Genomic DNA, 23,524 nt, shown 5'->3' with positions numbered 1-23,524 from the left:
CAATGGCAAAAATTTTATTAGCGGAAGATGAAGAAGTGCTTCGTATGTTAGTGGTAGATACGCTTGAAGATGAAGGACATGAAGTGACGGAAGCAGAAAACGGCGAAGAAGCGTTGGAGTTTATTAAAGAACGTGATTTTGACTTAATTATTTTGGATTATATGATGCCCGTGTTCACCGGGCTTGAAGTCATTCAGCAGCTGAAAGAAATGAAAGATAAGCGCCATACAAAAGTATTGATGCTTTCAGCTAAGAATCAAGCTGCTGATCAAAGCCGAGTGTTAGAAGCAGGGGCTGCGTATTTTATGTCTAAACCGTTTAGTCCCCTATTGCTAGCCGAACGTGTTGAGGAAATTTTAGATGAACAATAAACTAAAACGAAAAAGTATCTCAACCCAGTTCATCTTCTTAGCAAGTATCCTTTTACTTGCTTTTGCGGCGGGTTCAACTGTACTTGTTGTACGGCAAAAAGAAATTACAGCTGATTATGCCCAGTACAGGGCACAAGTACGGGAAAAGGCACAGCTGCTATCTACAATTGATAAATCAATGAACAGAGCTTTTTTGCAGGCTCGTGGGTTTATTGCATTTGATTCAGAGGATATGTATAACGAGGCTGCAAGTCAGCAAAAAAGTATCGAAGAAAATCTTGATCGACTTTCAGGTCTAGCGGCAGATAGACGTGAACGTACGTTTGTAAATGAAGCGACGGTGATGCTAAACACGTATTTTAATCAAACGCTTCCTTATTTTAAAGATATTTACGACAAAAAAGGCATTGAAGGAGTCCGCTCTAGTCCTGAGCGGAAGGCTGCTTCTAAATCAATAGAACAAATGCAAAAAGAACTTGATGACTACCAAAATGAATTAACTAAAGACTTAAATACACAGTACGATGACACGTCGAGTGACATGCAGAAAAGTCAAACGTTCTTTATTTTATTTTTAGCGTTTACAGTGGTCATTTTATTATTGCTTACACGGGTATTGCTAAATAAGTTTGTAAAGCCACTGAGTCAGCTAGCATATACGGCAAGCGAAATTGCTGCGGGAAAAGAAATGCCTATGACATTTGATGAACATAGAAGAGATGAAATCGGTATGCTATCTCAGGCCTTTTACAAAATGGTATCGACTTTGCAAAATAACGAACAGGAGTTAACGGCTCAAAATGAAGAGCTGATTGCACAGCAAGATGAGTTGCACAGTCAGCAAGATGAACTTCAGCACGCATTGGAATTGACAAAGGAACGAGAAGGCGAGTTAGAATTGCGCAATTTATTTGTGCATGGACTAACAAATTCTCTTCACAAGCAAGAAGTTCTCACGAGTGCTGTCACAAACATGAGCCGGGTGATGAAAGCTGATCACGGTTTTATTATGCTAACCGATGAAAAGACACATGCTTCATTTGGTCTATCTTCATCAAGTGTTAAACAGATGATGGAAAACCTTCATAATAATTACATTGATCATGTGCAAAAGACGAAAAAATGTATGGTAGTAAAAAGAGAGTGTATAGAACATGAGCGCCTATATCACCGGCAAACGTTTTATTTGTATGATGTTATCGTACCGGTGCTGTCTTCACAGGGAGATATGCTAGCCTATATGTTTTACAGCCGCTACGCGGATGAATACACAGAACATGAATTACAGACATTTGAAATATTGGCCAAACAAATTACGATTGCTCTTGAAAAAATTTATATTTACGAAGAGTCTGAGCATGACAGACTGCTATCTCAAGATATTTTAAATTCGATTCAAGAAGGAATGCAGCTTGTAGATACAAGCGGTACGATTCTACAAGTGAATACGAAGACTAGCGAATTGTTTCAATATGAGCATCAAAGCGGGCTTCTTCAGCTTTCTCGTGATCAATGGCTAGATGCTCTCTCTCAAAAAGTCGAAAATATAGAGGAGCTAAGACAATACGTTAAAGCCATTTGTAAGGGAGAGCAAGTAGAAAAGTCTTTTGTTTATTATCTGCATACGGAAGGTAAGCGAAAAGTTATAAAAGTTTATAGCGAATACGTATATCGAAACCGTCAGATGTTTGGCGTATTGTTCGTTCATCGTGATATTACGAAAGAATTTGAAGTTGATCAGATGAAGTCGGAATTTGTAAGCACTGTGAGTCACGAGCTGCGCACACCTTTAGCAAGTGTATTAGGGTTCACTGAGCTTATGCTAAACAAAACATTGAAAGAAGAAAGACAGAAGAAGTATTTAACTACTATTTATCAGGAAGCACAGCGGTTAACTTCTTTAATCAACGATTTTTTGGATGTCCAAAGAATGGAAGCGGGGAAACAAACCTACGATAAAAAGTATCAAGACATTCTGCCGCTTATTAAGCAGGTGATTGAGGTCCAGAACATACAAACAAGTAAGCATGAATTTGATATGATTTCCGATCAAGAGCATTTTACAGTAATGGGAGATAAAGATAAGCTTCTGCAATTGTTTAATAATGTAATTAGCAATGCAGTAAAATATTCGCCTGATGGAGGGAACGTTACAGTTAAAGTGTATCAAAAGGAACACGCTGTTTATATTGATATTCAAGATGAAGGAATTGGTATACCAAGTGAAGCGCTAGGACATTTGTTTACCAAATTCTACAGAGTAGATAACTCCGATATGCGCAAAATTGGCGGAACGGGTCTAGGGTTAGCAATTGTAAAAGAAATTGTAAAAGCTCATGGTGGAGACATTACTGTACAATCAGAATGGAAAAAAGGAACAACATTCACGGTTGTTCTCCCGCTTCTACATGAAGTTCAGTACGATGAAGAAATGATGATAAGTGCGAATGATAACCGTAAAAGCGTAGTGATTGTAGAAGATGATAAAAGTTTAGCGACGCTTTTACAGGTAGAATTAAAAGAAAGCGGCTTTCACGTTCGGTATTTTAATAACGGAGAAGACGCATTAAACTCTATTCATCAGCAAAAGCCTGAAGTGGTTGTTCTAGATATCATGCTAGGAGAAAATAAGTTAGACGGCTGGGATGTTTTAAGGCATCTCAAAGAAAATACAGAGACAGAAAAAATTCCTATCTTAATCTCATCTGCTTTAGACGAAAGAAGCAAAGGATTAGAGCTTGGAGTGTGTGAGTTTCTGATTAAACCCTATCAGCCTAGTAAATTATCTAAAACGATTCTCCAGCTGCTTTTGAAAAAACAAGAGCATGAAGGAGAAATTATGATTCCATCAGATAAAGAAGAGTAGAAATTTGGTGAGGCTTCGTTATATGTACGGAGTCTCATTAAACGAAAAGAAAATTAGTAAAGTAATAAAAAAACATTGAAAACGCTATCAAAATGTGGTTTTATAGAAAGTAGGCATAACATGATGACCTTAGAATTACCTTTTTCCACCTCCTTACATGCGTAAGGAGGCTTTTTTGTATAAATATAGTAAGATAAGATAACAAAACCTCATGCAGAATCGTTTATTGAATTTCAGCTCGTTAACAAACTGCTCAAGAAAGTTTGATAGTGAAAGGAGTGAAGCTCTAGAAACGATTTCACAAAGGGAGGATAGTCTCTCCAAGAAGTGAAGGTAGTTCAATTTTTATAATCATAGTATAATAAAAAATACGGTTATAAAAGCTGTGTTTTTTATACATCTTTTATATAGAAGGTAAGATTGAATTTTATATTTTCTTAAAGGAGGTCTTTCCTTGGATATTGCGTATATAATTGCTGAAGAAAGAATTAGACAAGCAATAAAAGACGGTGACTTTGATAAGCTGCCTGGGGAAGGAAAACCATTAAAGTTAGAAGATTTATCACATATACCTGAAGAACTGCGCCAAGCGTATAGGATGTTAAAAAATGCAAATATGATAAGTGATGAACAAGAGCTAAAACGAGATATGGCTACAATAGAAGAATTGATTTCTATATGCACGGATGCTAATGAAGAACAAAGGCTAACAGAGATGCTTACGGAAAAGCGTTTGCGCTTTGAGCAGCTCGTTGACAAGAAAAAGATGACAAGTTCTGCAGCTTACAGGACGTATCAGAATAAAATTTACTCCAAATTTTTTTATTAATGAGTGTAATAGACGAGACGATCGGAGGGTGAGAACTTGCGGCTGTTAATTTTATTGATTAGTATCATATTATTTATTTCGCTTTGTTTTTATATTTTTGCCCCACAAATAAAACGAGGCGCCCAATCGAAAAATGTGCCGGTTTTATTTATTCATGGCTATTTAGGCAGTCAAAAAAGCTTAGGAAAAATGATTAAACGATTTGAACAAAACGGATGGGGAACTAAAGTAGCTTACTGCGTCGTTCAAAAAGATGGAGCTATTCAGTGGAAGCACATTATGAAAGCAAAAGAGGGAAAACTCCCGCTTATTCATATCGTCTTTAAAAAGCCAGATGCCAGTATTGCACAGCAGCAAAAATGGATTGAAGCTATTATGCAAGATGTACGTGATACATATAAAGCATCTTCTGTTGATTTAGTTGGACATAGTATGGGAGGAGTAACAGCAGCAGCAGTTAGTTTGGCTAACCCTCAATATATTCAAAAGTTAGTTACGTTAGGATCGCCGATTCAAGGATTAGATTATCAGGAATTAATGGAGATGTATCCTCATGCACGCAATCATATTGAATCTATGGGGGCTCGTGATTTAGCTTTTCACTCTATAGCGTTAAACAAGCTATACGAAAGTCGTCAAGATTTCTCAAAAGAGATCGACGTTTTTTCAGGAGCAGGAGATGTGGGAGATAAGACAGATGGAGTGGTAACAGTAGAAAGTGCATACGGACTGCAAGAGTTTACCGAACACATTCATCTCCAAACGTTTCATGAAGCACATTCGGATTTACATGAAAGCTCAGAGGTTGATAAAGCTGTTTATCAATTTTTAAAACGAGATTAAAGGGGGATTACAATGCTTTACTTAATTAGACACGGCCAAACAGATTGGAATAAAAACAAACTTATTCAAGGGCATGCTGATATTCCGCTCAACGAAACAGGAAAGCAACAAGCCAAACGCGTAGCGGAACGTTTTAAAGATATCCATATTGATGTAGTCTACACAAGCGATTTGCTTCGTGCTCAGGAGACGGCTAGGAAAATTGCCGCAGTCGCTAAAGTAGAGAAAGTCGAGGTTTGTGAGCAGCTGCGCGAGCGCTCTTTTGGAGAATTAGAATCAAAGAACGTAGAAGTTCTGCATGATCTTGTGCCAAACTATGCGACAAATTGGGGAGAAGAACCTTTATATAATATTGAAACACTCGAAGCCGCTCAAGAACGGATGGTTCGGCGTTTAACGGAAATTATGAAGGAGTCTATTGGAAAGAAAGTAGCAGTTGTTAGTCACGGGGCGGCAATTAATACATTCATTCATCATGTAACAAGCGGAGAACAAGGAACAGGGACTACTATTTTACAAAATACATCGATTACAACTTTTGCTTATGAAAGTGGAAAATGGCGTCTTGAAACAATCAATGATGCCAAACATCTTGAATAAATATACTTAAAGAGGCTGTGACAGTAGTATTTTAGTTGAGGGAGGATCCGAACGATTAATCGTTCGGATTTTTTTATGGTTATGGTGAACGCAGGTTTCATATATGTAAGTACTTCTGGCTGTTGATTGGAGGGAAAGGCGAAGACTCCTATGGGAAAAGCGGAAGGGATGAGACCCCGCATATTAATTTTATATATAAATATTTATACAATTGATTTTAATAAAAATGCATAGTAAAATAAGTTTTATTACTATTCTATTAAAGCGTTTAGTATAACTGGATTTCCTAATATTGTTTAATAAGTAACTATATTTCGGAATAAGATTAATTGATTTGTATAATTTCAAGGAGGATGTAGTATGTCTAAAGATTGGAGTCACTTATTTGAAAGAATGCCTGAATTGCTAGCACCGACAATGGCTAAAGATCATCCGAATCTGCCCGTTGTGAAAGAAGAAGGATGCTATTATTATGGATTGGATGGTAAAGAATATCTCGATTTTACTTCCGGAATCGCTACGACAAATGTAGGACACAGACATCCGAAAGTAGTAAAAGCAATCAAAGACGGAGCAGATCAATTATTGCACGGTCCCTCAGGTGTCATTATGTACGAATCGATATTAAAGTTAGCCGATGAGTTAGGAAAAGTAACGCCGGGCAATTTAGACTGCTTTTTCTTTGGAAATAGTGGCACAGAAGCAATTGAAGGAGCCTTAAAATTAGCGAGACATGTTACAAAGCGTCCGTATGTTATTTCTTTTTTAGGGTGTTTTCATGGCCGTTCGATGGGAGCTTTAAGTGTTACAACATCGAAAAGCAAATATAGACAATTTCAGCAGCCTTCGGGACTGACGTATCAACTTCCATATGCCAATCCAAAAGAGTGCTCTGCGGAGCTAGACAGCGATGTATACTTTACTGAAAAGCTTGAAAAAGATTTTGAAATACTCTTTAAGCACCAAGTCACGCCTGAAGAAGTGGCTGCAGTTATTTTGGAACCAGTATTAGGCGAAGGCGGCTATATTATCCCTCCGAAAAGTTGGATGAAGAAGTTAAGAGAGATTTGTGATCGTCACGGAATATTACTTATTTTCGATGAAGTGCAAACAGGGTTTGGCCGTACCGGCGAATGGTTTGCTGGCCAAACGTTTGATGTTGTACCAGATATTATGGCTATAGCAAAAGGAATTGCTTCTGGAATTCCGCTTAGCGCAACGGTAGCTTCTCAAGAATTAATGAAGCAGTGGCCTCTTGGCACACATAGTACAACATTTGGTGGGAATCCTATCGGATGTTCAGCAGCTCTTGCAACTCTTGAAGTGATGAAAGAAGAACAGCTGCTGGATAACACGAAAAAAATGGGCGCTTATGCATTAGAAAAGCTGCATCTTTTAAAGGAAAAATATTCAGTTATTGGAGATATCCGTGGTTTAGGACTTATGATTGGAATTGAAATTGTTAATCCGCATACGAGAGAAGGAGATGGAGACGCTTTATTCGAGATTTTGGACTTAGCTTTAGAAAAAGGCGTGTTATTTTATTTTTGCGGAAATGCAAGTGAAGTTATTCGCATGGTACCTCCGCTTACTGTGACAAAAGAACAGATAGATGACGGCATTCGTATGCTAGATGAGGCTATTACTTCTTTTGAGAAAAAGTCAGCTGTAAAAGCGTAATAAAAAAATATAAAAAATTTATATATTTGTAACCTAGTTGTCATAGTAATGGTAGCGATATCATAGTTTTAGAGGGAAAACAATTTTCTGAAAAGTAGTTGACATCTGTTTGTGCAGCATGTAACATAATATTTATCTTATCAACAATTATCAACAAAATTCGACAAACTTCTTATCAAGAGAGGCGGAGGGATAGGCCCTGTGAAACCTCGGCAACGGACTTTATAGAACCGTGCCAACTCCCACAAGCAGTGCTTGAAAGATGAGAAGATACCAGGCTTACTAACAATTGTGATCCCAACCTCTTCTTACAGGCACTTAGACACTGTAAGTGGAGGTTTTAATTTTATGACAAGAATATAACATTTAGATAAAAAACAGCAGGTGAAATTACCTGCTGTTTTTATATGCTGTAAAATGATAAATAACCTACCAGAGTTCCTAGTAAAAGCATCCCGGCCGTAATACCAATAATCCACCACATCATTTTTTTCATCGTTTATTCCTCATTATCAATTGACTGTAGCTGTAGATCCGCCAGAAGCGCCGGAAGCCGTACCATAAGCGGTTTGTCTTTTGATTCCAGCATTTTTAGCTGCAACTTTCCACTGCCAGTCAATTCGCCCGTAGGCTCGATTATTTTGTACCCAAGATTTTGAGCTCTTTTTTGAAATAGACACAAGGGGGTTTACGTTTTTTGTGACCACACCTCGTACACTTTTGACTGAAGTTACTGAGGAGCTTTTTGTGTAATAATCTACATACACCGTTAGTTTTGTTGTTGTAAATCCAGCCGCTTTATAAGAAGCCGTATAAGCTGCTGTTTTGAATAAAGGTGAAGCCGTTTTTGCTCCGTATGCTGCTGTACTTGCAGCTTCGACCGTGCCGCTGCTCTCTTCAATATCCATTTTGAACAGAGATGGATCCCTTAGTGATTGTACAACTTTTTGTTTTTGTTGACGCGACAGTTTTGAAAATTCATACAGTGAACTTTTATCACCTTGCCCTTTCAAGAACTGCGTGTAAGAAGCAACCGTTAAATGAGCAGGTTTTTCACTAGCCTGAACAGAGTTTGGTACGACTAATAGACATAATAATGCACCTATCAGGGAAAAAGCAAAAAACGTTCTTTTTGTAGCCATATTCATATAAATCCTTTCTAGTACTCTATCTTTATAAATAGATAAGAAGTAATTTATCGTTTTGAAGAAGGGCTGTGTGCTGACATATTAACTGTCATCACGACACGAGCTTGCTGTACAGATTTCATAAAGCATTCGTATAGAGAAGCGAATACTTTGTCCACATCTCCTTCTAAAGCTGTTGCAAAAGGCACGGTTTCGGCAAATACTCCCTGTTGTTTAACTGCGCCAATTCCGCTTTTGATGATGTCTACATAATGCGGCGTATCTAATGGATACAAAGAAAATTGAGTGGATACAGGGAACGAAGCACAAAGCTGTTGGTTTAAAGGCATGTTTTCTTTTGAGTTTATTTTTCTTTCTTCGAAATATTCTTCGTGACGCCCTGTTGAAAACGTGGCATTCAGCACAATATGCTTTTCTGATTTTCCAGCACTTTTATAAATGGCCTGTACAACTTCAAATACGTCTTTGGCAGTTCCTTCAATAAACGTACTAACACGGTCCGTTTTTCGCTGAACTTTAGACATATCCACTTCGTTTAGTGCGCTTAAAATAATATCGATGAAGTTATCGCTCATAACGGAAAGCGTAAAACGACAGCCAACATTTATTTTTTCCAAGTTAATCACCCCTAAAATATAGATTTGTAGTTTTTTAATCATACAAATCATAAAATAACTTTTCTGTTTTGTATAGAAACAGAAGATAGATTCTTTATTTTTAGTAAATATTACATAGAAGAAACGAGAATAAATTGCATAACATGAAAATTAAGGGTGTCAAGAAAAGTCACATAGTGAAAAAGAATAAAAAAACAATGTTAGAACTTCTGACAAAAATCTGGTATATAGACTGAAAACACCATATTATAAATACAAGATCACATTATTCTCCTGCGATTTCGTATAACCTCTTGAAAAAGGGACTTGGGATTTTATCATAAATCCAACCTCCTAGCTGTATAATCAGCTAGGAATTTTTTTTACCCAAAGTCTCTATCGCCCATGAGGTTACCTGCACTTATTCAACTCAGAGCATGCACCATATATATTTAAGACCAGTGTAAGAAAGATTGCTTGAAGATGTTAGTGTTCGGTTTGAGCTAGAAATAGATAGATGTTACGAAAGAGGGGAAAGAAGGTATGACGCACACATTAATTAAAAATGCAGAGATTATTACGATGAATGAGAAGAATGATATTATTTACGGTGACCTTTATATTGTTGGAAATCGTATTGCAGCCATCGGGAAAAATCTGCATCCGGAAAAGGTAGATAAAGTCATTGACGCAGCAAATAAAACGATTGTGCCGGGCTTTATACATACTCATATTCATTTATGTCAAACTCTTTTTAGAGGGCAAGCAGATGATTTAGAGCTGCTAGACTGGCTAAAGAAGAAAATATGGCCGCTTGAAGCTTCGCATGATGAAGAATCTATCTATTATTCAGCACTGTTAGGGATTGGTGAACTCATTCAAAGCGGGACTACAACAATTGTCGATATGGAAACTGTTCATCATACGGACTCTGCTTTTCAAGCTATATCTAAGAGTGGAATCCGAGCTCTTGCAGGAAAAGTAATGATGGATAAAAAAGGCGACGATCTGCCAAAAGCTCTGCAGGAGACAACGGCTGACTCGATTAAAGAAAGTGTAGAGCTGCTTGAAAAATGGCATAATTCAAATAACGGTCGTATTCGATACGCATTCTCCCCAAGATTTGTGCTGTCGTGTACGGAAGATTTGCTGCGTGAAGTGAGCCATTTATCAGCTGCTTATAATGTTCATGTCCATACTCATGCTTCTGAGAATCAAGAAGAAATTCGCATTGTAGAAGCTGAAACGGGTATGAGAAATATCATGTACTTAGACCATTTAGGATTAGCCAATGAGCGCCTTATTTTAGCGCACTGTGTGTGGCTAAACGATCAAGAAAAGCAAATTATTAAGAATCAAGGAGTAAAAGTCAGTCATTGCCCAGGCTCAAACTTAAAACTTGCATCGGGAATCGCAGATGTGCCCAGTTTATTAGAGCAAGGTGTATTTTTAAGCCTTGGCGCTGATGGTGCTCCTTGTAATAATAATTTGGATATGTTCAACGAAATGAGGCTGGCCGCTACGATTCATAAACCCTCTTACGGACCAACAGCCATGAATGCAAAACACGTGCTCGAAATGGCTACAATCGGCGGAGCGAAAGCAGTTGGGCTTGAAAAAGAAATCGGAAGTTTAGAGGTTGGGAAAAAAGCGGATCTTGCCATTTTAAATTTAAATCAGCTTCATACTTTTCCATCTTACGGCGTAGACCCTATTTCCAGAGTTGTGTATTCAGCAACGCGAGGAGATGTAGAACTAACAATGGTTGACGGTGAAATTGTGATGGAGAATCGCCAGTTAAAAACCATTGACCAAGGAATTGTGCTGAAAGAGGCAAATCATTCGATAGATCGTCTTTTAAAAAGAATTCCACTTTTAATTTCGTAAGATGTAAAACGAAGAAGAGGCTGGGATAAAAGTATTTTAACAAAAGTAAAACTCGAATTATTAATCGGAGTTATTGATTAATAATTCGAGTTTTTTGTTGTCAAGGTGAACGTAGGTTTCATCTGTTTAGTTGCTTCTAGCTGTTGATTGAAGGACAAGGCGTAGATTCCTGCGATTATTCCATTTATTTGTCTTTAGAATGGATTTATTTAGTTATGTCTCAATCTCTTTTTGTATAAATGAGTAAAAAGAGTACTCTTGCAACAGACTAAAAAGATAAGAGGAATAAATTTTCAAAATTCCAAACTAACGGAAGATAAAAATTTTTATAATGATAGCGTTTTCCACCTTTGCATATCTACAAATTAAGACTATAATAGGACAAAAGATTTTACTTTGAAACGTAAAATCCTCCTAAATCGTGTCCTTTTTAGGACATTTGAATAGGTAGGATTTTTTATTTTTTTTTAGAAGTAGGGAGGCGCGCGTGTTGGAGCGTAACGGAATATTAGAGCGCTTGTTTAAACTATCAGAGCGCAACACAACACCAAAACAAGAAATACTAGCAGGACTTACAACTTTTATGACGGTCAGTTATATGGTAATCGTCAATCCCATTATCATGTCTGACGCGGGTATCCCTCGAGAAGCGGCTCTTGCAGCTACCATTTATGCCATTGTATTTAGTACGTTGCTGATGGCTCTATGGGCAAACTTCCCGATTGTAACCGGTCCAGGGATGGGTTTAAATGCGTTTTTTACGTATTCAGTAGTATTAGGACAAGGATTGTCATGGCAAACGGCACTTGGAGCAGTTTTTATATCCGGGGTCTTATTTTTTGTTTTAACGGTAACAGGAATACGCGGAAAGATTATTGATGCCATTCCGAACGTATTAAAGTCTTCAATAGCAGTTGGAATTGGTCTTTTTGTTGCGTTTATCGGTTTGAAAAACGCTGGATTAGTTGTGGCAAACGAGTCTACTTTTGTAGGGCTTGGAAATGTCATGGATAAAGGCCCGTTACTTGCTATTTTTGGGCTGATATTAGCAGCTGTACTGATGGCTAAAAATGTAAAAGGTGCTCTTATTATAAGTATTTTTGCTACGACAATATTAGCAATGATTGTAGGAGTACAAGCAGTTCCTCATTCTCTGAAAGACGTCTTTTCAGCTACGCCGCCAAGCGTTGGAGAAACATTCTTTCAAATGGATTTAAAGGGTGCAGTTGCCTACGGCATTTTTTCAGTTGTATTTTCTTTCACCATCGTAGAATTATTTGATACGCTAGCGACATTGATTGGACTATCTAAAAAAGCAAACTTAGTAGATAAAAACGGTAAAATTCCAGGTTTAAATCGCGCGCTTGCAGCAGATTCAATTGGTACAATGGCAAGTGCTATTTTTGGAAGCACTGCGCTAAATACGTATATTGAAAATGCAACAGGTATTGCAGAAGGAGGGCGTACCGGCTTAAAGGCATTAACGGTTGCCATCTTATTTATATTTACCTTGTTTTTTGCACCGCTTATTCAATTTATCCCAAGCGTTGCTACTGCTCCAGCACTCATTATTATTGGTTCGCTTATGCTAAGTGACATTCGAAACGTTAACTTCGACGATTTCACTGAAGTTGTTCCCGCTTTCTTAACAATTGTCATGATGCCGTTAACCTACAGCATTGCAGAAGGGTTAGCATTCGGCTTCATTTCATACACAGCGATTAAACTGTTTACAGGACGCCATCGCGAAATTCATTGGATGATGTATGTAATCACCATTGCCTTTTTTATCAATTTTTATATGAGTTCCCATTAGGAATGAAAAAAGACGTAGCATTAAGCTACGTCTTTTTTGTAAAGGCTTGTTGAGGGAACAAACCTTTATTTCATTAAGGTTGATAAATATCCCAAGCTGTTTTTAATGAATCAACGATGTAGTTAGCTACTTCTTCGATATCTAAATTATCAGTTTCAACTTTTGAATGGTGGTTTGAATAGATAGCTTGACGGTCGTAAAATAGCTTTTCAATATCTTCTAAGCTTCTTCCTTGTAAAACAGGACGGCTATCAATGATCAAACTGATGCGTTCTTTCCAAGAATCCCAAGACAAATCTAAAAAGAATACGATGCAGTTAGATAAACAAATCTCTTGAATTTCTTCTTGTAAAAAAGCGCCTCCCCCTAAAGAAATGATTTTTAAGCGCTGCTGTGAAAGTCGACTTATTACTTCTTTTTCTTTTTGTCTGAAGAAAGTTTCACCGTGCTCTTTAAAAATCTGAGAAGTAGGCATATTAAATTCTTTTTCGATTTCTTGATCTATATCAACAAAATCTCTATACAATTTTTTGGCAACCATTTCTCCAATAGTTGTTTTTCCTACCCCCATAAAGCCGATAAACACAATACTTTTCTCTCTAAGAGATATGTCGTTATATGCCATTTTTAAGCCTCTTTCTGATTTTTAAATACAAATCGGATGTTATAGTAAATACTGAAATTATAATATAAATCCTTTAGTTTGTAAAAGCTACTATTCTTCTCTGAAATAAAGAAGAAATTATTTTTTAGGATGCATAGAAAGATACACCCGAGTATCTTTTTTGTGCTCATATTTTGGATTAGCGCTTCGCGTATATTCTTTTGACTGATGTTCTATATGGTAGTTCTGTTCAAATTGTTTGATTGCTTCATTAATTTCTTCTTGTGTTCCCATTAATCTTACTTGCAGCATTGTAATGTCTCCTTCCATACACCTCGCTTTTTGACTATATCATGAAATGAAAAAGAAGTAATTTTATTTTTGTTGACGAACTTGTATATACAGGTTAGAATAAAAACATAAAACTTGTATATACAGGTTTGTGGTGAGATTTATATGGGGGATAGGAGATATAGGAGTGAAATGAAAGCGGAAACAAGGGGGAAAAGACATGAATCGAGAATCTGTTGAACGCATTGTAGAAGCCGTTGGCGGAAAAGAAAATATCTCTGCTGCAACGCACTGTGTAACGCGCCTTCGACTTGTTTTAAAAGATGAAGGTAAAGTCAATCAACGTATGCTAGATGAGCACGAATTAGTAAAAGGATCTTTTTCTACAAACGGCCAGTTTCAAGTTGTCATTGGTCAAGGCACGGTGGATAAAGTATATAAAGAAATGGTGGCGCTTACAGGTATAGGCGAGCTATCAAAAGAAGAAGTGAAAAACGAAGCGGCTAAAAACTTAAATCCGCTGCAGCGCGCAATAAAAACATTAGCTGACATTTTTATTCCTATTTTACCGGCCATCGTAACCGCGGGTTTATTGATGGGAATCAATAATGTACTAACAGGAGCCGGAATTTTTTACGATGATAAATCAATCGTAGATGTTCATACACAGTGGAAAGACTTCGCAAGCATGATTAATTTAATTGCGAATACGGCTTTTGCCTTTTTGCCAGCTCTTATTGGATGGTCAGCTGTTACGCGTTTTGGAGGAAGTCCTTTATTTGGAATTGTCCTTGGGCTCATGCTTGTACATCCTGATTTGCTAAATGCTTGGTCTTACGGAGAAGCATTAAAAAAAGGAAGTATTGATACGTGGAATTTATTTGGCCTGCATGTTGAGAAAGTAGGCTATCAAGGACAGGTTTTACCCGTATTAGTCGCTTCATTCGTCTTGGCAAAAATCGAATTATTCTTACGAAAACGCATACCGGATGGATTTCAACTTTTGATTGTAGCACCTGTAGCTCTTTTAGTAACAGGGTTTCTCGCTTTTATTGTAATTGGTCCAATTACATTTGCAATAGGAAATGTTATTACAGATGCAGTTGTATGGCTGTTTAAAACGGCTCCATTTATTGGAGGGCTTGTATATGGAGGTTTATACGCTCCTCTTGTTATTACAGGGATGCACCATACATTTTTGGCCGTAGATTTACAGCTGATTGGAAGCGTAGGGAGTACGTTCTTATGGCCAATGGTAGCATTATCGAATATTGCACAGGGCTCTGCGGCTTTTGCGATAATGATTCTTTCAAAAAATGATGAGAAATTAAAAGGATTGTCTTTAACGTCAGGGATTTCAGCGTGGCTTGGCATTACGGAGCCTGCAATGTTTGGTGTGAATTTGCGTTTTAGATTTGCTTTTATTTCTGCAGTGATTGGTTCAGCTATTGCCGGTGTTGTCATATCTGTAGCCGGAGTAAAAGCAGCATCGGTGGGAATCGGTGGTATCCCTGCTCCATTATCAATTGTTCCACAGAGCTGGCCGCCTTTTATTATTGGAATGATAATCGTAATCGTAGTGCCGTTTCTTTTAACGTTAACGCTTGGAAAGCTTCAGAAAAGATCAACCGTTACATCAACTGTCGCGGGTACAGACTCGTTTCAACATAATTCAAAGAATTAAATGGTGGTGTTAAAAATGCAAGAACCTTGGTGGAAAAAATCGGTTGTTTATCAAATTTATCCAAAAAGTTTTTATGATACGACTGGAAACGGCGTGGGTGATATAGCTGGCATTATTGAAAAGCTAGATTATTTGAAAAAGCTCGGGGTAGATGTTCTGTGGCTAACGCCAATTTATAAATCACCACAGCGGGATAATGGATATGATATAAGTGATTATTTTGTTATTCAAGAAGAATACGGAACAATGGAGGACTTTGATCGTTTAATAACAGAAGCGCATAAGCGGGATCTTAAAGTTATCATGGATATTGTCGTTAATCATACGTCAACTGAACATGAATGGTTTCAAGAAGCTAAAAAATCGAAAGATAACCCGTACAGAGATTTTTATATTTGGAAAGATCAAAAAGAAGATGGAAGTGCTCCGACGAATTGGGTTTCAAAATTTGGAGGATCCGCATGGGAGCATGATAACCTCACAAAACAATCGTATCTGCATTTGTTTGATGTTACGCAAGCGGATTTGAACTGGGAAAACGAGCGTGTGCGCCGCAGCGTGTATGATATGATGACGTTTTGGTTTGAAAAAGGAGTAGATGGATTTCGTCTGGACGTTATTAATTTAATTTCAAAAGATCAGCGCTTCTTAGATGATGATGGTTCGGTTGCACCAGGGGATGGCCGAAAATTCTACACCGACGGTCCTCGCGTGCACGAATATATGCGGGAAATGAATCAAGAAGTTTTTTCAAAATATGATAGTATGACCGTTGGAGAAATGTCATCGACAACCGTTGACCACTGCATTCAGTACTCTCATCCGGATCGGGACGAGCTTAGCATGACGTTTAATTTTCATCATTTGAAAGTTGATTACCCAAACGGAGAAAAGTGGGCGCTAGCAGATTTTGATTTTATTAAATTAAAAGAGATTTTATCAACTTGGCAAACCGAAATGAATAAAGGAGGGGGCTGGAATGCACTATTTTGGTGCAACCATGATCAGCCTCGCGTTGTTTCACGCTATGGAGACGACGAACTCTATCATAATAAATCTGCTAAAATGCTCGCTACAACGATTCATTTAATGCAGGGAACGCCTTATATCTATCAAGGCGAAGAAATAGGTATGACAAACCCGAAGTTTTCCTCTATTGATGAATATAGAGATGTGGAGTCATTAAATGTGTATGAAATAAAACGTGCACAAGGAATGGACGAAAATGAAATTTTGGAAATTTTAAAACATAAATCAAGAGATAATTCCCGTACACCGGTGCAATGGAACGATAAGCCGAATGCAGGTTTTACAAAAGGAAAGCCATGGATTCATCCGGCCGATAACTACCGTAAAATTAATGTAGAAAAAGCGTTAGAGGATAAAGATTCAATCTTTTATTTTTATCAAAAGCTTATTGCACTGCGCAAGCAGTACGAGATTATCACCTATGGAAACTATGAATTGATTCTTGGAGAAGACGAGCAGATTTTCGCTTATATCCGAAATGGAGCAGATGAAAAGCTGCTCGTGATAAACAATTTCTACGGCAGCGAAACAGCCTTTGAACTGCCAGAAAATCTAACTTTTGAAGGATATCATAGTGAAATATTGCTGTCTAACTACGAAGATTCACCAAAGGAATTCAAGCGAGTCTTACTTCGGCCGTATGAATCAATCGTGTATCATTTAAAAAAATAGAGAAAAAGTGAAAAGAACGATGGGTGACAATCTATCGTTCTTTTTATACAATTGGGTATATATAGAAAGTAAAATAGGTGATGGCGATTGAAAGAAAATAAATTTATCAGCATTTACGAACAGTTAGTCGATAAAATTAAACGCGGTGACTGGCGTCCTAATACAAAACTTCCTTCTGAAAATGAGCTTGTTGAACAGTATCAAACGTCTCGTGAAACGATACGGAAAGCGTTAAATTTACTCTCGCAAAATGGGTACATTCAAAAAATGAAAGGAAAAGGTTCTTTTGTATTAGACGTATCACGCTTTGATTTTCCAGTATCAGGACTTGTCAGCTTCAAAGAAGTCGCGGAAAAGCTAGGACATACGTCCACTACTATTGTAAAAGAGTTTGAATTAATCAAGGCGGATCACGATCTGTGCACACAGCTTGGCGCAACGAAAAAAGATCTCATATGGAAAGTAGTTCGAGCACGTGAAATCGATGGAGAAAAAATTATTTTAGATAAAGATTTTTTTCATAAAAAATATGTTCCTCACCTCACAAAAGACATATGTAAAGGCTCTATTTATGAATACTTAGAAAAAGATCTTGGGCTGAAAATCAGCTTTGCTAAAAAAGAAATTTCCGTTGACGAGCTGACGGACGAAGATAAATGTTACTTAGATTTGAAAGGTTATGAACATATTGTGGTAGTAAGAAACTATGTGTATCTAGAAGATGCAAGCCTTTTTCAGTATACGGAATCACGTCATCGTCTTGATAAGTTTCGTTTTGTGGATTTTGCTCGCAGAGGTATATAATGGTTCACTGCCCATGAGTTTTTCCTTTTTTTAGATGTTTACAAAAAACTGCTTTGGTATAAAAAACAAAGCAGTTTTCTTATGGGGAAAACTGAAAAAACGTGATCCTTTTGACGATAAAATTCTAAAAAGGTTGAATTTTTATTTAGAGTTTGTTTTAGTAGAACATAAGATTATTTTATATTTGTATAATGTTATTCATACGGTATACAGATTTATTGATCTTTTTTTTATTAGATATATAAGAAAATGTTATTTGAAAATGATAACTTCATTAGTAATTCTAATAAAACTGTCTAACTACAGCATTAAAGGGAGCTGCTCAAACAATACTAAGTAAAAAGGAGGAGACGGAATGAGTAACGATTATCAACTTTATCCTCTTGGTGACAGCGGCATTGTCGTTTCATTTGGAGACGAAATTAATTTCGGTATACATAAACGTATTCAGCAATTTACTGAGGTGCTAGAGCAATCATTATGTAAGGGAATGATTGAATATGTGCCGGCTTTTACGACGGTTACAATCTATTATGATCCTTGGATAATGAGTGAAAAAGGAAGAAGAAATCCTTACACAGCAATATCTACATATATTGAAGAACTGCTTTTCCACCAGGAAGAAAAATCTGAAGCGGTCGCTAGACAAATTGATATTCCGGTGTGTTACGGAGGAAAGTACGGCCCGGACTTAGAGAGAGTAGCTGCTTTTCATTCATTAACGCCTGATGAAGTTATCTCCATTCATACAAACGGAGAATATTTGGTGTATATGATAGGCTTTGCTCCTGGTTTTCCTTACTTAGGAGGGATGAGTGAAAAAATTGCGACTCCAAGGAAAGAATCACCGAGAAACAGCATCCCAAAAGGGTCAGTTGGCATCGCAGGAATGCAAACCGGCGTGTACCCAATTGAAACACCTGGAGGATGGCAGTTAATCGGGCGTACTCCTCTTACACTATTTAACCCAGAAAAAGACTCGCCAAGCTTACTTCAAGCAGGTGATCGTATCCGATTTGTTTCCATTTCTGAAACGGAATATGAAGCACAAAAGGAGGTGGATGAAGATGAGTATTAAAGTGATGCGTCCTGGTTTATTAACAACGATTCAAGATATCGGCAGACATGGATATCAAAAGGACGGCATGATTGTCAGCGGGGCAATGGACAAAGTTGCTTTAAGGATTGCCAACTTATTAGTAGGAAATCAAGAAAATCAGCCGGTTATTGAAATTACGTTAATGGGACCAAAAATTGAATTTCAGCAAGATGCTTTAATTGCCCTGACAGGAGGGGATTTATCGCCAACTGTTAATGATGAAGCCGTAAAGATGTGGCGGCCTTTATATGTGAAAAAAGGGAGCGTGCTGCAGTTTGGTGTTCCGACTTTAGGTTGCCGTTCTTATTTATCGGTTTCCGGTGCCTTTAACGTTCCTGCAGTTATGGGAAGTACATCTACTTCGCTTCGCGCTCGGATAGGAGGGCTGCACGGTAAAGCATTACAGTCAGGTGACGAAGTATTAAGCCATCCTCCTACAGAAATAGGGGAAGCAATTATAAAGAAACTGGTGAAAAAGCAAACGGACCGCTCTTTTCAGCAGGCTTTTTGGACCATTCATCCTAAACTTCTTCCTTCATACGAGACGCCTATTATCCGCACGATGAAAGGTGCGGAATTTGATTGGTTTACGAAAGAAAGTCAACAACATTTCTTTAATCAAGAATTTGACGTTACGCCGCAATCTGACCGAATGGGCTATAGACTAAAAGGGAAGAAACTAGTCCTTCAGCAGGAAAAGGAGCTGCTTTCTAGCGCTGTGACGTTTGGTACAATTCAAGTACCAAAAGAAGGACAGCCCATTGTTTTATTAGCAGATCATCAAACGACAGGAGGATACCCTAGAATCGGGCAGGTAGCAACTGCCGATTTTTCGGCGCTGGCACAAGTTTCTCCAGGGCAAAAGGTTTCTTTTCAATTCGTTTCACTGGATGAAGCGCAGCATTTATATATGGAGCAGGAAAAGAAAATCAATCATATTAAAAGAGCACTTCGAATGAAAATATAAGGGGGAAGAAAATGGCTACCGTTGATTTGAACTGTGACTTAGGGGAGAGCTTTGGGAACTATAGATTAGGGAATGATAAAGAAATTTTACGCTATGTAACGTCAGCAAACATTGCTTGTGGCTTTCATGCCGGAGATCCTTCGGTTATGAGAGAAACAGTAAAGCTGGCTTTGAGTGAAAATGTGGCGATCGGCGCGCACCCCGGATTGCAAGATTTAGCTGGATTTGGACGTAGATATATGAAAATTACGCCTCGAGAAGCTTATGATTTGATGGTGTATCAAATGGGGGCTCTTTCAGCTTTTATACGTACAGAAGGAGGAACCCTTCATCATGTGAAACCTCATGGCGCTTTATATAATATGGCTGCAGGGGATCGAGATATAGCTAAAGCTATTGCTGAAGCTGTTTATAATGTTAGTGAGGAAGCTATTCTATATGGTCTTGCTGGAAGTGAATCGATTAAAGCTGGAAACGAAATCGGCTTGCGTACGTCTCAGGAAGTATTTGCAGATCGAACCTATCAACAGAACGGCATGCTGACGCCGAGAAACGTTGAAAACGCCGTGATTCAAGATGAGAAAGCAGCTATTTCTCAAGTAATTAAAATGGTCAAAGAAAAGAAAGTATTCACTGTGCAAAATGAAGAGATTCCGATTCAGGCAGATACCGTCTGTATTCATGGAGACGGTGCACATGCTGTTGAATTTGCCAAAGCTATTTGTGACAAGCTAAAAGAAGAACAAATCATCATTCAACCACAATGAGGTGACATCATGAAAAAAGAACGCAACTGGAGCGTGCTCCTCGGAGCAGCATTTTTAATGGCTACTTCAGCAGTGGGTCCAGGTTTTTTAACTCAAACAACGGTCTTTACACAAGCTCTCGCCGCAAGTTTTGGTTTTGTCATTTTACTGTCGATTTTATTAGACATTGGCGTTCAGCTAAACGTATGGCGTATTATTGCCGTCTCAGAAAAAAGAGCACAGGATATTGCTAACAGTGTTTTCCCAGGTCTCGGTTTATTTATTGCTATTTTAATTGTAATCGGAGGCTTAGCATTTAATATTGGAAATGTAGGAGGAGCGGGTCTTGGCTTCAATGCGCTATTTGGTATTTCTCCTAAAGTTGGTGCAGTCATTACAGCCATTATTTCTATTGCCATCTTTTTAGTCAAAGAAGCCGGAAAATTAATGGATCGTTTTGCTCAATTAATGGGCGGAATATTAATTATTTTAATGGTGTATGTTGCGGTTTCTTCCGCTCCGCCAGTAGGAGAAGCGGTATCTAAAACATTTTGGCCGGATCACATTGACGTAATGGCGATTGTTACTCTTGTAGGAGGAACGGTAGGAGGATATATTACATTTGCAGGAGGTCACCGTTTATTAGATGCAGGAATCAAAGGAAAAGCCGCGATTCCGGAAGTAACAAGAGGAGCAGTATCCGGCATTACAATCGCTTCAATCATTCGAATTTTTCTATTTTTGGCAACATTAGGTGTGTTGAGTCAAGGGTTAAAACTGAATCCCGATAATCCACCAGCCTCTGTTTTTCAGTTAGCCGCAGGGGATATTGGCTATAAATTATTTGGTGTCGTCATGGCAGCAGCGGCTATCACTTCAGTTATTGGTTCGGCATATACATCGGTTTCCTTTATTAAATCCTTTAGCAAAAAGATTGAGAAATATGAAAACTGGATTATCATTGCATTTATTACGATTTCAACCCTGGTTTTCTTAACGATTGGTCAGCCGGTCACGCTGCTCATTTTAGCTGGAGCATTAAATGGGTTAATCTTACCTATTACACTCGGTACAATGCTTATAGCGGCGTATAAAAAGAAGATAGTAGGGGATTACAAGCATCCGACTTGGCTTACCGTTTTTGGCGGTTTTGTGGTCGTTATTATGGCTGTGCTAGGAGTCTATACGCTTGTGACTCAAATGGCAAAACTGTGGTAAGAAATTCTATAACCAATTAAAAAAGGGCCAGAAGGCCCTTTTTTAATTGGTTATAGGCAATACATATAAAATGATTGCTAAAAAGTGAAGTACGGTTCCGCCAAGAACAAACATATGCCAAATCATATGGTGAAAACGAAATCCTCGCCATACGTAAAAAACGGCTCCGATTGTATACAACACGCCTCCAACTACAAGAAGGACAATTCCTTGATGGGCAATGTTTTGAGTTAACGAATCCCACGCAAACACAATCATCCATCCCATAAATACGTAAAGAATGGTGGAAATAAAAAGGAATTTCTTCACAAAAAAAGCTTTGAATACAATTCCTGCAAGAGCGATGCCCCATACAATTCCAAAAAGTGTCCAGCCGGTGGTTCCTTTTACTGCGATAAATAAAAATGGAGTGTACGTACCGGCAATAAACAAATAAATAGAAGAATGGTCAAATATCTCAAAAAGATCTTTTACCTTACCTTCCGGAAAGCTATGGACAAGCGTAGAGGAGACATAGAGAAGCAGCATGGTTACTCCGTAAATAGTAAAACTGATAACATGCCAAGGCGTTCCTTCTAACGAAGAAAGTACGATTAAAAGCGTTAATCCCACAATGCTGAGTACGGCTCCAACGCCGTGTGTAATCGCATTTGCAATTTCTTCTCCTCTTGTAAATGTGTGTGTAGTAGCCATTTACAAAATCCTTTCTTTACACAAATTTATCTTCTATTTTCTCAGAGGATCAGTTTTGAACATACCTGCTGAGAAAAAATCCGTAACGGTCAAAAACATGAGTGAAAAGTTCATTGGTTATTTCTTTATTATAGACCATTCTTTTGATTTTATCTATTTTGACTGGAGGTCCGAAAAGAGTAAAGATATATATGTGAATGTTCACTAGCTGTAAAAAGCATGTATAGAAGAAAAAAATGCTTTTTGAAAAAATGGCAGAAAAGTTGTCATGAAGGCATGATTTTGAAATACATATAAAATAAAACTTTTAACAGTCAAGGTTACGATTACTGCTTAGCTCATTTGCAATAGATAAGTAACAAGATTGTAAGAAGGCAGGGGGATGGAAGCAGTGAAAAAAGAAGTTATTTTTGATGAAACAGGCACATACAAATATTCTCTATTATGCAAATGGAGTGAAGTAAACGAACGTAAACTTACGTTTATCTTGTCCTTTCCAGAAAATACGTATGAATACAGCGATGATACAGCTGTATCCAAATGCATAGACCTGGCGCAAAAGTGGGGATTTGGAGTTTTAGAAATCGTTTATTTATTCAGCTATCAAACCGATCATGTCTCGTTTTTACGCATGCTTTCAAAAGAAGAAGCTGTTGGAACAAGAACAGGTGAATATATTCAAAAAGCTGTGGAAGATGCTGAACTAGTTGTGGTAGCTTGGGGTGATCATGGAAGCATTTATAACCGGCAAGAGGAAGTAGAACGCTTTTTGAAACACAAGCCGGTATACTGTTTTGGAAAAACGAAGCAGCAATTTCCTCGCCATATTTTATCCGTCGTGCACCGTACAGAATTACAGAAATACGAAGTGCCGGCTAATCGTGAAGAGTCAGAAGAAGTTTCTTCGTTTATTGAAGACATAGATCAAAGTTTTAGTGGAGAGGATTATTCTCCAATTAAACAACTAACAGAAGAAGAACCGCTTATGTTTATTGAAGACATTGCCAGTATGTATCGATAAAGAGAAAAAGCGAGGTTTATATTCCTCGCTTTTTCGTTAGTATAAAACACCAAGTTTTGT

Annotated in this window: 21 protein-coding genes and 1 riboswitch; of the genes, 16 read left to right on the top strand and 5 right to left on the bottom strand. The window is 37.9% G+C overall.

The window, feature by feature from the left end; genetic code table 11:
* Positions 1 to 2 precede the first annotated feature (2 nt).
* The 6 genes from SCI76_RS09330 to SCI76_RS09305 all read left to right on the top strand — a co-directional run bounded on the left by SCI76_RS09330 (position 3) and on the right by SCI76_RS09305 (position 7,189).
* On the top strand, positions 3 to 371 hold the full coding sequence (locus SCI76_RS09330) for a response regulator transcription factor (protein ID WP_028412195.1): 369 nt from the start codon (positions 3 to 5) through the stop codon (positions 369 to 371).
* Entirely contained in the window at positions 361 to 3,237 is a 2,877-nt protein-coding gene (locus SCI76_RS09325) for an ATP-binding protein (RefSeq protein ID WP_108674414.1), read from the top strand. The genes SCI76_RS09330 and SCI76_RS09325 overlap by 11 nt, the downstream gene beginning before the upstream one ends.
* Positions 3,238 to 3,691: 454 nt before the next feature.
* Positions 3,692 to 4,066 (top strand): DUF1992 domain-containing protein, encoded by a 375-nt coding sequence (locus SCI76_RS09320; protein WP_014461362.1) that lies wholly within the window; start codon positions 3,692 to 3,694, stop codon positions 4,064 to 4,066.
* Positions 4,067 to 4,102: 36 nt separating this feature from the next.
* A complete protein-coding gene (locus SCI76_RS09315) occupies positions 4,103 to 4,909 on the top strand; it encodes an alpha/beta fold hydrolase (protein WP_033578176.1) in 807 nt (268 codons plus the stop codon).
* A gap of 12 nt (positions 4,910 to 4,921) precedes the next feature.
* On the top strand, positions 4,922 to 5,509 hold the full coding sequence (locus tag SCI76_RS09310; RefSeq protein ID WP_034269720.1) for a histidine phosphatase family protein: 588 nt from the start codon (positions 4,922 to 4,924) through the stop codon (positions 5,507 to 5,509).
* A gap of 360 nt (positions 5,510 to 5,869) precedes the next feature.
* Positions 5,870 to 7,189 carry an aspartate aminotransferase family protein gene (locus SCI76_RS09305; RefSeq protein WP_407545163.1) on the top strand — a complete coding sequence of 440 codons (1,320 nt, stop codon included), beginning with the start codon at positions 5,870 to 5,872 and terminating at the stop codon, positions 7,187 to 7,189.
* Between the two features lie 169 nt (positions 7,190 to 7,358).
* Positions 7,359 to 7,458, top strand: a riboswitch (SAM riboswitch).
* Between the two features lie 243 nt (positions 7,459 to 7,701).
* On the opposite strand, the gene SCI76_RS09300 is transcribed toward SCI76_RS09305, so the two are convergent.
* Both SCI76_RS09300 and SCI76_RS09295 read right to left on the bottom strand, forming a co-directional pair.
* Entirely contained in the window at positions 7,702 to 8,331 is a 630-nt protein-coding gene (locus tag SCI76_RS09300) for a hypothetical protein (RefSeq protein ID WP_034269729.1), read from the bottom strand.
* A 53-nt stretch (positions 8,332 to 8,384) separates the two neighbouring features.
* A complete protein-coding gene (locus tag SCI76_RS09295) occupies positions 8,385 to 8,963 on the bottom strand; it encodes a YkoF family thiamine/hydroxymethylpyrimidine-binding protein (protein ID WP_235907397.1) in 579 nt (192 codons plus the stop codon).
* A 513-nt stretch (positions 8,964 to 9,476) separates the two neighbouring features.
* On the opposite strand from SCI76_RS09295, the gene SCI76_RS09290 reads away from it, so the two are divergent.
* Together SCI76_RS09290 and SCI76_RS09285 are read left to right on the top strand one after the other, a co-directional pair.
* Positions 9,477 to 10,820: a 5'-deoxyadenosine deaminase gene (locus tag SCI76_RS09290; RefSeq protein ID WP_028412202.1), complete on the top strand. Its 1,344-nt coding sequence runs from the start codon at positions 9,477 to 9,479 to the stop codon at positions 10,818 to 10,820.
* A 490-nt stretch (positions 10,821 to 11,310) separates the two neighbouring features.
* Positions 11,311 to 12,636, top strand: coding sequence for an NCS2 family permease (locus tag SCI76_RS09285; RefSeq protein WP_016763224.1), 1,326 nt, complete (start codon positions 11,311 to 11,313; stop codon positions 12,634 to 12,636).
* A 73-nt stretch (positions 12,637 to 12,709) separates the two neighbouring features.
* On the opposite strand, the gene SCI76_RS09280 is transcribed toward SCI76_RS09285, so the two are convergent.
* Both SCI76_RS09280 and SCI76_RS09275 read right to left on the bottom strand, forming a co-directional pair.
* On the bottom strand, positions 12,710 to 13,261 hold the full coding sequence (locus SCI76_RS09280) for a shikimate kinase (RefSeq protein WP_033578182.1): 552 nt from the start codon (positions 13,259 to 13,261) through the stop codon (positions 12,710 to 12,712).
* A 117-nt stretch (positions 13,262 to 13,378) separates the two neighbouring features.
* On the bottom strand, positions 13,379 to 13,552 hold the full coding sequence (locus SCI76_RS09275) for a YvzF family protein (protein ID WP_080754382.1): 174 nt from the start codon (positions 13,550 to 13,552) through the stop codon (positions 13,379 to 13,381).
* Positions 13,553 to 13,751: 199 nt separating this feature from the next.
* Here SCI76_RS09275 and treP point away from each other — a divergent pair, with 199 nt between their 5' ends.
* The 7 genes from treP (at position 13,752) to SCI76_RS09240 (ending at position 21,750) form a co-directional block, all read left to right on the top strand.
* Positions 13,752 to 15,215, top strand: a complete 1,464-nt coding sequence (gene treP / locus SCI76_RS09270) for a PTS system trehalose-specific EIIBC component (protein ID WP_168760397.1) — start codon at positions 13,752 to 13,754, stop codon at positions 15,213 to 15,215.
* A gap of 15 nt (positions 15,216 to 15,230) precedes the next feature.
* Entirely contained in the window at positions 15,231 to 16,916 is a 1,686-nt protein-coding gene (gene treC, locus SCI76_RS09265; RefSeq protein WP_407545162.1) for an alpha,alpha-phosphotrehalase, read from the top strand.
* 87 nt (positions 16,917 to 17,003) lie between these two features.
* Positions 17,004 to 17,720, top strand: a complete 717-nt coding sequence (gene treR / locus SCI76_RS09260; protein WP_168760399.1) for a trehalose operon repressor — start codon at positions 17,004 to 17,006, stop codon at positions 17,718 to 17,720.
* A gap of 355 nt (positions 17,721 to 18,075) precedes the next feature.
* A complete protein-coding gene (pxpB, locus tag SCI76_RS09255) occupies positions 18,076 to 18,798 on the top strand; it encodes a 5-oxoprolinase subunit PxpB (protein WP_328175407.1) in 723 nt (240 codons plus the stop codon).
* Positions 18,788 to 19,786, top strand: coding sequence for a biotin-dependent carboxyltransferase family protein (locus tag SCI76_RS09250; RefSeq protein ID WP_028412212.1), 999 nt, complete (start codon positions 18,788 to 18,790; stop codon positions 19,784 to 19,786). The genes pxpB and SCI76_RS09250 overlap by 11 nt, the downstream gene beginning before the upstream one ends.
* A gap of 11 nt (positions 19,787 to 19,797) precedes the next feature.
* Complete coding sequence (locus SCI76_RS09245; RefSeq protein ID WP_048020120.1) at positions 19,798 to 20,553, top strand: LamB/YcsF family protein; 756 nt, start codon at positions 19,798 to 19,800, stop codon at positions 20,551 to 20,553.
* Between the two features lie 9 nt (positions 20,554 to 20,562).
* On the top strand, positions 20,563 to 21,750 hold the full coding sequence (locus tag SCI76_RS09240) for an NRAMP family divalent metal transporter (RefSeq protein ID WP_048020121.1): 1,188 nt from the start codon (positions 20,563 to 20,565) through the stop codon (positions 21,748 to 21,750).
* Positions 21,751 to 21,792: 42 nt separating this feature from the next.
* Here the strand turns inward: SCI76_RS09240 and SCI76_RS09235 are convergent, their stop codons facing one another.
* A complete protein-coding gene (locus SCI76_RS09235) occupies positions 21,793 to 22,443 on the bottom strand; it encodes a hemolysin III family protein (protein ID WP_013055671.1) in 651 nt (216 codons plus the stop codon).
* Positions 22,444 to 22,825: 382 nt separating this feature from the next.
* Here SCI76_RS09235 and SCI76_RS09230 point away from each other — a divergent pair, with 382 nt between their 5' ends.
* The gene (locus tag SCI76_RS09230) at positions 22,826 to 23,464 is read left to right on the top strand and encodes a DUF1643 domain-containing protein (protein WP_205826949.1); all 639 of its coding nucleotides are present in this window, start codon (positions 22,826 to 22,828) and stop codon (positions 23,462 to 23,464) included.
* Positions 23,465 to 23,524: the final 60 nt, after the last annotated feature.

Origin of the sequence: Priestia sp. HNGD-A6 (genome assembly GCF_045784335.1) — a bacterium.
In the GTDB taxonomy this organism is placed as follows: domain Bacteria; phylum Bacillota; class Bacilli; order Bacillales; family Bacillaceae_H; genus Priestia; species Priestia zanthoxyli.
Note: the sequence above shows the minus strand (reverse complement) of the source record. Positions and strands in the feature narration are given on the sequence as shown.